The organism is Frateuria hangzhouensis (assembly GCF_026410505.1).
In the GTDB taxonomy this organism is placed as follows: domain Bacteria; phylum Pseudomonadota; class Gammaproteobacteria; order Xanthomonadales; family Rhodanobacteraceae; genus Frateuria_A; species Frateuria_A hangzhouensis.
This window is the reverse complement of sequence record NZ_JAPMIU010000010.1, coordinates 1-12,434: the sequence shown is the minus strand read 5'-3', so window position 1 is coordinate 12,434 and position 12,434 is coordinate 1. Positions and strand designations below refer to the sequence as shown.

Genomic DNA, 12,434 nt, shown 5'->3' with positions numbered 1-12,434 from the left:
ATTGAAAAGCACGCGGCCGAAGCGTCACCGCCCCGGCCGCGAGACGTACCGCATGCCTCAGTTGAGCACGTAGTCCAGGATGATGCCGGTGGCGATGGCGACCAGCACGTAGTCGTTGTTGTCGTCACGCACCCAGTGGTAGCCGCGCGGCGGCGGACGCAGACGGACGCGCTCGTAGTCGTGCACGATCACGACGCGGCCATCGTAGCGATGGCCGCGCTCCCAATGGTGGTGGCGATGGCCATGCCAGCCCTGGTCGTGGCCGTGATGCTTGTCGTGACCGTGGCCGTGGCCGCGACCATGGTCGTGGTCGGCCAGCGCGGCGCCGCTGGCGGCCAGCAGGGGTAGGGCAAGCAGCGCGCTCAGCAGGATCTTCATCGTGTTTCTCCCTTGGCCGGTCGCAGGGATCCGGGTGATTCGCAGCCTAGGAAGCCGCAACTGAATACATGGTAGCCGCCTGCACGCGGCCTTCACGTGATGCTCAGCAAAGAAACCGGCGCCCGCAGGCTCACGGGAAGGCAGGCAGCCGCCTGGTTACCCCCGCGTTGCGCAGGACGGCGTACGCCGGCAGACCGTCCTTGCCGTAGGGTGGCGGCGCCTCGCCGCGGATCAGCGGCGACAGGTAGCGCCGCGCGGCCGCGGTGATGCCGAAACCGTCCCGCCGGATGAAGCCCTTGGGCAGCTTCTTCTCGCGGTTGGCGATCTTCTTCAGTTCCGCCGGCTCGATCTTCCAGCGATAGGGCGTCTCGGAGGTGCGCACGATCACCGGCATCACCGCGTTCATTCCGCCCAGCGCGAACTCCACCGCCGCGCGGCCGACCGCATAGGCCTGCAGCGCATCGGTGGCCGAGGCCAGATGCCGTGCCGAGCGCTGCAGATAATCGGGCAGCGCCCAGTGCACCTTGTACTGGAGCTTGTCCTTGACCCGTTGCGCCAGCACCGAGGCCACGCCGCCCAGTTGCGCATGGCCGAACGCATCGCGCGTGCCGCCCTCGGCCAGGAAGCGCCCGGCCGCGTCGCGCACACCCTCGGAGGCGACCACCGTGCACCAGCCCACGCGCTCGACCGTGGCCTTGACCTTGGCCAGGAAAGCAGCCTCGTCGAACACGTTCTCGGGAAACAGGATCAGGTGCGGCGGCGCATCCGCGCCATCCCCGGCCAGGCCCGCGGCGGCGGCGATCCAGCCGGCATGGCGACCCATCACCTCCAGGATGAACACCTTGGTCGAGGTATCGGCCATCGAGGCCACGTCCAGGCTGGCCTCCAGCACCGAGACCGCCGTGTACTTGGCGACCGAGCCGAAACCCGGGCAGCAGTCGGTCACCGCCAGGTCGTTGTCCACCGTCTTGGGCACGCCGATGCAGCGGATGTCGTAGTCCATCGCCTTGCCCAGTTGCGAAATCTTCAGCGCGGTGTCGGCCGAATCGTTGCCGCCGTTGTAGAGGAACCAGCGGATGTCATGTGCGCGCAGTACGTCGATCAGCCGCTCGTACTCGGCGCGGTTGGCCTCCAGCGACTTGAGCTTGTAGCGGCACGAACCGAAGGCCCCGCCGGGCGTATGGCGCAGCGCCGCGATGGCCGATTTGGGTTCCTTGCCGGTATCGATCAGGTCCTCGCGCAACACGCCGAGGATGCCGTTGCGCGCCGCATAGACCGGCACTCCCCTGGACCGCGCCGTTTCGATCACGCCGGCGGCGGTGGCATTGATCACGGCGGTGACGCCACCGGACTGTGCGTAGAGCAGGCGGCCAGGGTGGGAGGGCATGCGTGATCTCCTTGTGGAACAGTGGCTTGGCGCCGATCGGGCGGCGCGCTCGTTTGACTGGGCCGGGTCCAGACGCTAATTTGACACCCCTTGGGTGAAATCTGGCGAACCGCCGCAGCGTGCGCGCGGACCTCACGCCCCGGAGCATTATGCGACTCGTCCTACTCGGTGCGCCCGGTTCGGGCAAAGGCACGCAGGCGGCGCGGCTGAAGGCCGACCTCAACGTACCGCACATCTCCACTGGCGACATGCTGCGCGCCGCGGTTGCCGCTGGCACGCCGCTCGGTATCAAGGCCAAGGCAGTGATGGACGCTGGCCAACTGGTCTCCGACGACATCCTGCTCGGCATGCTGGAAGAGCGACTGGCGCAGGACGACGCTCGCAACGGCTTCATCCTCGACGGCTACCCGCGCAACCTGGCCCAGGCCGACGCGCTGGACCACCTGCTGGCCCGCATCGGCCAGCCGCTGGATGCGGTGGTCAAGCTGGAAGTGCCCAGCGAGGCAATCATCGGCCGCTGTCAGATCCGCTTCCAGGCCGAGAACCGCGCCGACGACAACCCCGATACGGTGCGCCGGCGCCTGGGCATCTACGCCGAGCAGACCGCGCCGGTGGCGGACTTCTACGCCAAGCGCGGCAAGCTGCAGGTGGTCGACGGCGTCGGCGAGCTGGATGAAGTCACCGCGCGCATCAAGCGCGCGCTGGAGAGCGAGTCCGCCGCCGCCAACGGCTGACACGCACTCCGCCTCCTCTCCCCATTTATGGTCAAACACGGGGGAGAGGGTTGAGGTGAGGGGCCGGGCGCAGCGAGTGGCCGCCGATTCATCGAAAGCCCCACCTCCCCGCAAGCCCCGTACCCTCACCCCCAGCCCCTCTCCCGGCGGGAGAGGGGAGCCCCAACCGGCGAGAGGGAGGGTCTCCAAACACATGCGCCTGCACATCCTCGGCATCTGCGGCACCTTCATGGGCGGCGTCGCCGCGCTCGCGCGCGAGCTCGGCCTCGCCGTCGAAGGCTCCGACGCCAGCGTCTACCCGCCGATGAGCACCCAGCTCGAGGCGCTCGGCATCCGTCTGATGGACGGCTATACGGCCGGACACCTGCAGCCGGCACCGGACCTGGTGGTGGTCGGCAACGCGATGACCCGCGGCAATCCGGCGGTCGAACACATGCTCGACCACCGCCTGCGCTACGTCTCCGGACCGCAGTGGCTGGGCGAGACGGTGCTGGCCGGGCGCGACGTGCTGGCGGTGGCCGGCACGCACGGCAAGACCACCACCACCAGCCTGCTGGCGCACCTGCTGGACAGTGCCGGGATGGCGCCGGGCTTCCTGATCGGCGGCGTGCCGGGCAACTTCGGCGTCTCCGCGCGGCTGGGCGAGCGCACGGCGCCGTTCGCCATCGAGGCGGACGAGTACGACACCGCGTTCTTCGACAAGCGTTCGAAGTTCGTGCATTACCGTCCGCGCGTCGCCATCCTCAACAACCTCGAGTACGACCACGCGGACATCTTCCCGGACCTGGCCGCGATCCAGCGCCAGTTCCACCATCTGGTACGCATCGTGCCCGGCAACGGCCGGCTGATCGTCAACGCGCACGACGCCAACCTCGCCGAAGTACTGGCGATGGGCTGCTGGACGCCGGTGGAAACCTTCGGCATCGGCGAGGGGGACTGGCAGGCGCGGTTGATCGAGGCCGACGGTTCGGCGTTCGCGGTGGCATACCGGGGCGAGACGATCGGCGACGTGCGCTGGTCGCTGCTGGGCAACCACAGCGTGCTCAACGCGCTGGCCGCGCTGGCCGCGGCCGCGGCCGGCGGCGCCGAGCCGCGCGCGCTGCTGCCGGCCTTCGCCGATTTCCACAGCGTCAAGCGACGCATGGAGCTGGTGGGCGAGGAGGCCGGCGTGCGCGTCTACGACGACTTCGCCCATCATCCAACGGCCATCGCCACCACGCTGGCAGGCCTGCGTGCCAGGGTCGGCAAGGCGCGCATCCTGGTCGCGCTGGAGCCGCGCTCGAACTCGATGCGCCTGGGTGCGCATGCGGCGGGGTTGGCGCCATCGCTGGCCGATGCCGACTCCGTAGTGTTCCTGCATCGTCCGGAACTGCCCTGGGACGCCGCCCGCGTCACCGGCGCATTGCAGGGGCGCGGACGCACCGTGCCGGGTGTGGATGCGCTGATCGAAGCGCTGCGCGCGCAGGCCCAGCCCGGTGACCACGTGGTGTTCATGTCCAATGGTGGCTTCGAGAACGCACCGCGCCGTTTCGTCGAGGCGCTCGCCCGCCCGGACGACAATCTGTAGGAGCCTCCTACAAGGAACAGTGGCGGGCCAGGCAGCGAAGTGGTCCGGGACTCGCTGCAGGGCGTGCTTACGACAGCGGTGCGTCGAAACACGGATCGCGCCGCAGATACTCGCGTTGCGCCGCGAACCACACGCCGAGCCCGAACCCGAGCACCACCAGCGCCAGCAGGCCGCCGCCGGCGACATGCCCCAGCGTGTCGACCGCCCACACGCCGGCCCAGTACATCGCCACGGTCCCCATCAGCACCACCGCATTGACTACCTGCCGTCCCACCGCGCCCTGCGGTCCGATCAGGTGGACCGCCAGCGACACCAGCCCGCCGCCCGTGGCGACGATCAACGTGACCAGCAGCATCAGCCCCGGCTGGGCCGCGCGGATGAGCACGATGCCCAGCGCGGTATAGGCCAGCGCGGTGAGCGTGCCGATCGGTACCAGCACCAGCAGCGCATCGGCCAGGGCCTGCTGGTATTGCGAACGCGTGCCGGGCGCCATCGTCAGATAGAGGTCGGCCAGGTTGGGCCGCATGCGCTGCATGCCGCGGCCGACCTGCGGAAAGCGGGCCAGTGCGATCAGCACCGCGTAGGCGCCCACGACGGTCGCGTTGAAGTGCTGGCGATGCAACGCCACCACCACGTACAGCGTGGCGAACAGCGCCATGATCGCCACGCGCAAGGCGATTGCCACCGGATTGTCATGCGGCAACAGCAGGCGGCGCAGCAGCACGCGACGGCGCCTCGTGCCGGGCCGCTCGCGATAGCGCGCCAGCGCCCGTTCCATCGATTGCTGCGCGATCGCATCGAACCATCCCTCGAAGCGTCGCCCCAGTGCGCTGCGCCGCGGCACGTTGTCGGAAGTGGCGCCGCGCCCCAGGCTCAACCCTTCCAGCGGCGAAGTGTCCGGCGGCCGGTCGTTAATCCGCAACATCGGATGCAGCGCCAGCCGCAGCAGCAATGCGGCGACGAGCAACAACAGCGGCAGCGTCATTGGCGAGGCAAGCGCATCGTGCACGATCGCGACCATCAACCCGGGCATCCAGCCGGCCAGCACCAGCAGCGGCCAGAACAGCAGGCTGATCCAGCGCTCCACGCCCATTGCGAAACCCATCGCCGCGGCGAGCAGCAGCAGCGTCCCGCCCAATAAGGCGTGCGGTACGCCGAAAGCCAGTGCCACTACGACAGGCAGGCCGACCCAGATCGTCGCGTCGACCAGCCCGAAGACCGCCAGGTGGCGGCGGAATGCCGGCAGCAGGAAGCTTTCCGGCTGGCACGCGCCGCGCAACGTGGAGGCCAGGCCCAGGTGCCAGAACCAGCTGCCCATCGCCAGCACGCCGGCGCCGATCGACGCGCCCTCGGCGCGCGGCGTGATGCCGATCAGGCAGGCCAGCGCGGTCAGCCAGGCCAGATGGGCGACTACGCCAAGCAGCGGCATCTGCCGGGACGGCAGCAGCCACAGCTGGGCGACCGCCTTCATGCCAGTTCCACGAACAGATCCTCCAGCGTGGGCATGTCGATGCGCAGGCTGGCGTCTTCGTCCTTGGCAAGCTGGTGCAACCGTTCGGCCGGCACGTCTTCCAGCAGCAGGTGCACGCTGGCGCCGGCCACGCGCGACTTGAGTACGCCCGCGATGGCGGGCGGCGCGGTCCAGCCGGCGGGTCGGCTGAGTATCGCGCGGGACAGTCGCGACTTCAGCTCCGCCAGTGGCCGGGTGAACTGGATGCGGCCATCGCGCAACAGCGCGATGTCGGCGTCGGCGCGTTCCAGGTCGGCGGTGATGTGGGTGGAGAAAATCACGGTCTTGCCGGGCGCGTCCATCAGCGCCAGCAGTTCGCCCATGAAGGCACGGCGTGCCTGCGGATCGAGGCTGGCGACCGGCTCGTCCAGCACCAGCAGGTCTGGTTCTGGCGCGATCGCGCGCACGATCGCCAGTTTCTGCCGCTGGCCCTGCGAAAGCCGGCCGATCTTCTGCGTCGGGTCGAGTTGCCATTCCCGCAGCAGGCGCCCGGCGAGCGCGTGGTTCCAGCGCGCATAGAAGGCCGCGGTGAAATCCAGGTACGCGCCGGCCTTCATCCACGGAAACAGCTCGAAGCTCTGCGGCACGAAGCCGACCCGGTGCAGGCGCTCGCCGCCCGGTTCGGCCATCGGCTCGCCGAACAGCTCGATCGTGCCGCCGTCGACCGGAGCCAGTCCGAGCAGGCAGCGCAGCAGGGTCGTCTTGCCCGCGCCGTTGCGGCCGAGCAGGCCGATCACGCGGCCGGTCGGCACCTCCCAGTCGACGCCGCACAGCACTTCGCGCCGTTCGAACGCCTTGCGCAGGCCCTGCACGCGCAGCACCGGGGCCGGCCTGGCGGTAGACGCGGGCGGGGCGGGAAAGGGCAGCAGGGTGGCCATCGGCGCGGGCTCCGGTGTGACCGCCGCACTGTGGAGTGCCGTGCCCGTCGCGTCCAGTGATGGTTGTCATCCGGGCCGGCGCGGCGGCGGGGGTATTCTGTGCTCCCCTGCGAAACTCGGCACCCTCATGGATAACTCGCTGGCCGGCAAGACCCTGTTCATCACCGGCGCCTCGCGCGGCATTGGCCTGGCGATCGCGCTGCGTGCCGCCCGCGATGGCGCCAATGTGGCGATCGCCGCCAAGAGCAGCGTGCCCAATCCGCGGCTGCCCGGCACCATCCATACCGCCGCGGCCGCCGTGGAGGAGGCCGGCGGACGGGCGCTGGCGCTCAAGGTGGACATCCGCGACGAGTCCCAGGTCCAGGCCGCCGTGACGCAGGCGGCCGACCATTTCGGCGGCATCGACATCGTGGTCAACAACGCCAGCGCGATCTGGCTGGCCGGGGTGGAAGGCACCCCGGCCAAGCGCTTCGATTTGATGCAGCAGGTGAACACGCGCGGCACTTTCCTGGTTACCCAGGCCTGCCTGCCGCATCTCAAGCGCGCGACCAACCCGCATGTGCTGATGCTGGCGCCGCCGCCCAGCCTGGACCCCAAGTGGTACGCGCCGCACACCGCCTACACCATCGCCAAGATGGGCATGAGCCTGTGCGTGCTCGGCATGAGCGCGGAGTTCGCGCCGCTCGGCATCGCGGTAAACGCGCTGTGGCCGCGTACGGTGATCGCTACCGCGGCGATCGGCATGATCGAAGGCGTGCGCGCGGAACAGTGCCGCCGTCCGGAGATCGTCGCCGACGCTGCCCACGCCCTGCTGACCCGCCCGGCGAGCGAGTACAGCGGGTACTTCGCCCTCGACGAAGAAGTACTTCGCGATGAGGGCGTGGTCGACTTCGAGCGCTACGCCGTCCAGCCCGGAACCCCTTTGCTACCGGACCTGTTCCTGGATTGACCTGCCTTGGCGGAATGACGCCTTCCGCCCGGCGTCTCATGCAGCCTCCGGTCAGCGGCCCGGGCCGCCGCCGGTGCTAGCATGTGCGCACGACGTCCCGGTCGTATTCCCTGCATGTTGCGACGGTGCCCCCGCGCCGCCGGAGAGGCCATGTCCCCGCACGACGAATCGCTGATCGACCTGGCCCGGCGCTATTGGCTGCCGGTGTATCGTCCACGCGAGATGGTGCTCGACCACGGCCGCGGTGCACGGCTGTGGGATGTCCAGGGGCGGGACTACGTCGATTTCGGTGCCGGCATCGCGGTGAACGGCCTCGGCCACCAGGATCCGGACCTGCTCGCCGCGCTCACCGCGCAGGCGCACAAGCTCTGGCACAGCAGCAATGTGTTCTACACCGAGCCGCCGCTGCTGCTGGCACAGGAGCTGGTGGAGGCCTCCGGCTTCGCCGAGCGCGTGTTCCTGTGCAATTCGGGCGCCGAGGCGAACGAGGCCGCGATCAAGCTCGTGCGTCGCTGTGCCACGGCGCAGGGGCGCGCGCCCGACCGGCGCGTGATCGTCACCTTCCGCGGCTCCTTCCACGGCCGCACGCTGGCCACCGTGACCGCCACCGCGCAGCCGAAATACCAGGAAGGCTACGAGCCGCTGCCGGGGGGCTTCCGCTACATCGACTTCAACGACGTCTCCGCGCTCGAAGGAGCTTTTGCGCCCGGCGACGTTGCCGCGGTGATGCTCGAGCCGGTGCAGGGCGAGGGCGGCGTGCGCCCGGCCGCCCCCGGCTTCCTGGCGCAGGTGCGCGAGCTATGCGATCGCCACGGCGCATTGCTGGTGCTGGACGAGATCCAGTGCGGCATGGCGCGCACCGGCACCTTGTTCGCGCATGCGCAGGATGGCGTGACACCGGACATCGTGACGCTGGCCAAGGCGCTCGGCGCCGGGTTCCCGATCGGCGCCATGCTGGCCGGGCCGAAGGTTGCCCAGGTCATGCAGGTGGGCGCGCACGGCTCGACCTTTGGCGGCAACCCGCTGGCGGCGGCGGTGGCGCGCGTGGCGCTCGCCAAGCTGGGCTCGCCGGCGGTGCTGCTCAACGTCGAACGCCAGGCCAACCAGTTGCGCGAGGGTCTGGCGGCCATCGACGCCGAGCTGGGCCTGTTCGAGGAAGTGCGCGGGCGCGGCCTGATGCTGGGTGCGGCCCTGGCCGGAGCGCATCGCGGCAAAGCCGGGGCCATCCTCGACATGGCCGCCGCCCATGGCGTGCTGCTGTTGCAGGCCGGCCCCGACGTGCTGCGCCTGCTGCCGCCGTTGACCATTACCGACGAGGAACTGGCCGAAGGTTTGGAGCGCCTGCGCGCGGCCCTCGCCGCTTTTCTCGCGCCAGACGGAGAGACGCCATGAAATACCTGCACACGATGGTTCGCGTACACGACCTGGACGCCTCGCTGCGCTTCTACTGCGAGGGCTTGGGATTGCGCGAGGTGCGCCGCAAGGAAGTCCCCGAGGGCAAGTACACCCTGGTGTTCCTGGCCGCGCCAGAGAGTCCCGGGGCGGAAATCGAACTCACGTACAACTGGGCTTCGGACGAGGACTACGGCTCGGCGCGCAACTTCGGCCACCTGGCTTTCCGTGTGGAAGACATCTATGCCACCTGCCAGCGCCTGAAGGATATGGGCTTCACCATCCACCGCCCGCCCCGCGATGGCCACATGGCATTTGTGCGCTCGCCCGACCGGATCTCGATCGAGCTCCTGCAGGACGGCCATCTGCCGCCACAGGAGCCATGGGCGTCCATGCCCAACACCGGCAACTGGTAGCGCGAGCCACCGGAACCGCAGGAGCCCCCAAGCGGGCTCCTGCCGCGAGGACATCCGATTCTATGCCTGCTTCGCCTCGTGCAGCGCTCCGCGCGCCGCTTCCAGCGTGTCGGCGATGTCCTTTTCGCTGTGCGCGCTGGAAAGGAATCCGGCCTCGAACGCGCTCGGCGCCAGATACACGCCGCGCTTGAGCATGCCGTGGAAGAAGCGGTTGAACAGCGCCGAGTCGGCGGCGGTCGCCTGCGCGTAGCTCTGCACGGTTTCGCCGGTGAAGAACAGGCCGAACATGCCGCCCACGCGGTTGGTACTGAACGGCACGCCTTCACCATCGGCGACCGCCTGCAGCCCATCGCACAACAGCCGCGTGCGTGCGGCCAGCGCGTCGTGGAAGCCCGGCGCCTGGATCAACTCGAGCATCGCCAGGCCCGCGGCCATCGCCACCGGATTGCCCGAGAGCGTGCCCGCCTGGTAGATCGGGCCGGACGGCGCGATCTGTTCCATCAGATCGCGCCGTCCACCGTAGGCGCCCACCGGCATGCCGCCGCCGATGACCTTGCCGAACGTGGTCAGGTCCGGGGTCACGCCGTAATGGGCCTGTGCGCCGCCGAGCGCCACGCGGAAGCCGGTCATCACTTCGTCGAAGATCAGCAGCGCACCATGACGCGAGCACAGTTCGCGCAGGCCGCGCAGATAACCATCCCCGGGCGGGATGCAATTCATGTTGCCGGCGACCGGTTCGATGATCAGGCCGGCGATATCGGCGCCGTGTTCGGCGAACAGCGCCTCGGCCGCGGCCAGGTCGTTGTAGGGCACGGTGAGGGTGAGATCGGCCGCCGCCTTGGGCACGCCCGGCGAGGTTGGCACGCCGAGGGTCAATGCGCCGGAGCCGGCCTTGACCAGGAAACTGTCGCCGTGGCCGTGGTAGCAGCCCTCGAACTTCACGATCTTGCTGCGGCCGGTGGCGCCGCGCGCCAGCCGGATCGCCGACATGGTCGCTTCGGTGCCGGAGTTGACCATCCGCACCATTTCCACCGAAGGCACCAGCCGCGTGATCATCTCGGCCATGGTCACTTCGGCCGGCGAGGGCGTGCCGAACGAAAGGCCATCGCGCACCGCGCGCTCGACCGCCTCGCGCACGCGCGGATGATTGTGGCCGACGATCATCGGACCCCACGACCCGACGTAGTCGATGTAGCGGGTGCCCTCGACGTCCCACAGATAGGCGCCGTCGGCGCGCGCGGTGAAAAAGGGTTCGCCACCGACCGATTTGAAAGCGCGCACCGGCGAGTTGACGCCGCCGGGCATCAACTGCTGCGCGCGCTGGAAGAGTTCATGGTTGCTGGTCATCGGGGGGACTCGCTTGATGGGGGACGGTAGAGGCCGGCCATGCGCTGTGCGGCGGCGCGCACATCGGCATGGCCGAATACGGCCGATATCGCGGCGAGGTAGTCCGCGCCGGCGTCGACCAGGATCGCGCCATTTTCCGGCGTGATGCCGCCGATCGCCACCCGCGGTACGCCCAATGCGGCGCTCTGCCTCATCACGTCCGGCAAGACCAGCTTCGCGTGCGGCAACGTCGGCGAGGGAAAGAAGGCACCAAAGGAGACATAACTGGCGCCCGCCGCCACCATCGCGCGGGCCCGCTCCAGCGAGCCGAAACAGGACACGCCGACGAGCGCGCGCGGCCCAAGTCGCTCGCGCGCGCTCGCCACATCCTCGGTGGTCTCGCCCAGGTGCACGCCGGCCGCACCAACGGCCTGCGCCAGCGCCGCATCGCCGTTGACCAGCAACGGCACGCCGCGCTCATCGCACACGCGCTTGAGCGCCTGGGCTTCGGCGAGGCGACGCGGCTGGTCGGCGCTGAGATCCCGGTACTGCAGCAGCCGCGCGCCGCCGGCCAGCGCCTGTTGCGCGACGTGGAGCAGATCGGGCCGCGGGCCGTCGGTGATCGCGTACAGGCCGCGCGATGGAAAGTCGGGCATGGTGAAATCCTGTCGTGTGTCGCCGAGCTTCCGCTCGGGCGGGGGAGTTGCGAGAATGACCCATTCACTTGCTGACGAAGACACCAGACGATGAGCACCGCTGCCCAACCTTCCGCGACGCGCAAATGGATGTGCGTGGTCTGCGGCTTCATCTATGACGAAGCGCTAGGCGTGCCTGAAGAGGGCATCGAGCCGGGCACGCGCTGGGAAGACGTGCCCGATACCTGGACCTGCCCCGATTGCGGTGCGACCAAGGACGATTTCGAGATGGTCGAGATCGACTGATCCGCGCCCTGCGAACGTCATCAAACGGCCCGGTTCCGTCATCGTGCGGACCGGGCCGTTTGCTTTGCTGTCTCCGTGCACAGCCACAGGAGGCACGCCATGAAACAGTTCATTCCGTTCGAGGATGAGTGGGACGCGCTGGACCGCATCGATCCGTCGCGGCTGGTTCCCTATCAGGTGGGGCTGCCCTGCCGGCGTGGTGCCGCAGTTCAGCGCACCGCACCGATGTCGCCCTCGACCGTCAGCTTGTCGCCCGTCTCCGCGCCGATGCGTCGTGCAGTGCCGGCCGGCAACTCCAGGACATAGCGCGCCGGCGCGTCGCTCGGGTAGCTCGGGCAGGGATCGGCCTTGCACGGCGGCACATCCAGCTGCATCGACACCAGCTTGCGGTCGGTATCGAAGTAGAGGATGTCCAACGATATAAGCGTGTTCTTCATCCAGAACCAGCGTGGCTGGCTGTCGGGGAACACGAACAGCATGCTGTGATCGGCGGCCAGTTCCGTGCGCATCATCAGGCCGTGCTCGCGGCTGGCGTCATCCGTGGCCAGCTCGGTGGAGAAGCGGTGGCCATGCAGCTCGACTGTTGCGGGTGCCTGCGGCATGGCCGCCGCGCAGCCGGCAACGATCAGCAACAGGGTCGCAAGCGGCCATCGGTTCATCGCGGACGTCCTATAAGAAGGTGGGTTTTCGAGTGTAGCGGTTGAACCGCACCCGAACGGCCCCGAAAAATGCTCCACGCCCCCTTCACAGGGTGCCCGGTCGGCGCTATGATTCTCGCCCCTTCGACGAGGCGCCCCTCGCGAAGCGGTTCTCCCCCACCCTCCGACGAAAAATTCTTCGCAAAAGGGTGTTGACGAACTGGCAAGGGAATGTAGAATGGGCGGCTCACCCGGGACGAAACGTCTCGGGGCGATTCAGAAGAAAGAGTCGCAAGTGATTGATCTTTGACAGTGTGC

General features: G+C 68.8%; 13 protein-coding genes. 6 read left to right on the top strand and 7 right to left on the bottom strand.

Annotated features, from left to right (window positions below; all coding sequences use genetic code 11):
- Positions 1–57: 57 nt before the first annotated feature.
- A complete protein-coding gene (locus OSC30_RS11745; RefSeq protein ID WP_267172042.1) occupies positions 58–378 on the bottom strand; it encodes an RcnB family protein in 321 nt (106 codons plus the stop codon).
- 130 nt (positions 379–508) lie between these two features.
- The gene (locus OSC30_RS11740; RefSeq protein WP_267172041.1) at positions 509–1,765 is read right to left on the bottom strand and encodes a 6-phosphofructokinase; all 1,257 of its coding nucleotides are present in this window, start codon (positions 1,763–1,765) and stop codon (positions 509–511) included.
- 149 nt (positions 1,766–1,914) lie between these two features.
- On the opposite strand from OSC30_RS11740, the gene OSC30_RS11735 reads away from it, so the two are divergent.
- Both OSC30_RS11735 and mpl read left to right on the top strand, forming a co-directional pair.
- Positions 1,915–2,499: an adenylate kinase gene (locus OSC30_RS11735; protein ID WP_267172040.1), complete on the top strand. Its 585-nt coding sequence runs from the start codon at positions 1,915–1,917 to the stop codon at positions 2,497–2,499.
- Positions 2,500–2,692: 193 nt separating this feature from the next.
- Positions 2,693–4,066, top strand: coding sequence for a UDP-N-acetylmuramate:L-alanyl-gamma-D-glutamyl-meso-diaminopimelate ligase (mpl, locus tag OSC30_RS11730; RefSeq protein ID WP_267172039.1), 1,374 nt, complete (start codon positions 2,693–2,695; stop codon positions 4,064–4,066).
- Positions 4,067–4,133: 67 nt separating this feature from the next.
- Here the strand turns inward: mpl and OSC30_RS11725 are convergent, their stop codons facing one another.
- Together OSC30_RS11725 and OSC30_RS11720 are read right to left on the bottom strand one after the other, a co-directional pair.
- A complete protein-coding gene (locus tag OSC30_RS11725; protein ID WP_267172038.1) occupies positions 4,134–5,537 on the bottom strand; it encodes a hypothetical protein in 1,404 nt (467 codons plus the stop codon).
- Entirely contained in the window at positions 5,534–6,454 is a 921-nt protein-coding gene (locus OSC30_RS11720; RefSeq protein ID WP_267172037.1) for an ABC transporter ATP-binding protein, read from the bottom strand. Before OSC30_RS11720 ends, OSC30_RS11725 begins: the two co-directional genes overlap by 4 nt.
- Positions 6,455–6,581: 127 nt before the next feature.
- Here OSC30_RS11720 and OSC30_RS11715 point away from each other — a divergent pair, with 127 nt between their 5' ends.
- The 3 genes from OSC30_RS11715 (at position 6,582) to OSC30_RS11705 (ending at position 9,211) form a co-directional block, all read left to right on the top strand.
- A complete protein-coding gene (locus OSC30_RS11715; protein ID WP_267172036.1) occupies positions 6,582–7,403 on the top strand; it encodes an SDR family oxidoreductase in 822 nt (273 codons plus the stop codon).
- Between the two features lie 150 nt (positions 7,404–7,553).
- Positions 7,554–8,795, top strand: a complete 1,242-nt coding sequence (locus OSC30_RS11710; RefSeq protein ID WP_267172035.1) for an acetylornithine/succinylornithine family transaminase — start codon at positions 7,554–7,556, stop codon at positions 8,793–8,795.
- Positions 8,792–9,211, top strand: a complete 420-nt coding sequence (locus tag OSC30_RS11705; RefSeq protein ID WP_267172034.1) for a VOC family protein — start codon at positions 8,792–8,794, stop codon at positions 9,209–9,211. Before OSC30_RS11710 ends, OSC30_RS11705 begins: the two co-directional genes overlap by 4 nt.
- 60 nt (positions 9,212–9,271) lie before the next feature.
- On the opposite strand, the gene hemL is transcribed toward OSC30_RS11705, so the two are convergent.
- Together hemL and thiE are read right to left on the bottom strand one after the other, a co-directional pair.
- Positions 9,272–10,558: a glutamate-1-semialdehyde 2,1-aminomutase gene (gene hemL, locus OSC30_RS11700; protein WP_267172033.1), complete on the bottom strand. Its 1,287-nt coding sequence runs from the start codon at positions 10,556–10,558 to the stop codon at positions 9,272–9,274.
- Entirely contained in the window at positions 10,555–11,193 is a 639-nt protein-coding gene (thiE, locus tag OSC30_RS11695; protein WP_267172032.1) for a thiamine phosphate synthase, read from the bottom strand. Before thiE ends, hemL begins: the two co-directional genes overlap by 4 nt.
- 90 nt (positions 11,194–11,283) lie before the next feature.
- Between thiE and OSC30_RS11690 the strand changes: the two genes are divergently transcribed.
- Complete coding sequence (locus OSC30_RS11690) at positions 11,284–11,478, top strand: rubredoxin (RefSeq protein WP_267172031.1); 195 nt, start codon at positions 11,284–11,286, stop codon at positions 11,476–11,478.
- 209 nt (positions 11,479–11,687) lie between these two features.
- Here OSC30_RS11690 and OSC30_RS11685 read toward each other — a convergent pair whose 3' ends face one another.
- Positions 11,688–12,137 (bottom strand): DUF192 domain-containing protein, encoded by a 450-nt coding sequence (locus tag OSC30_RS11685; RefSeq protein WP_267172030.1) that lies wholly within the window; start codon positions 12,135–12,137, stop codon positions 11,688–11,690.
- Positions 12,138–12,434: the final 297 nt, after the last annotated feature.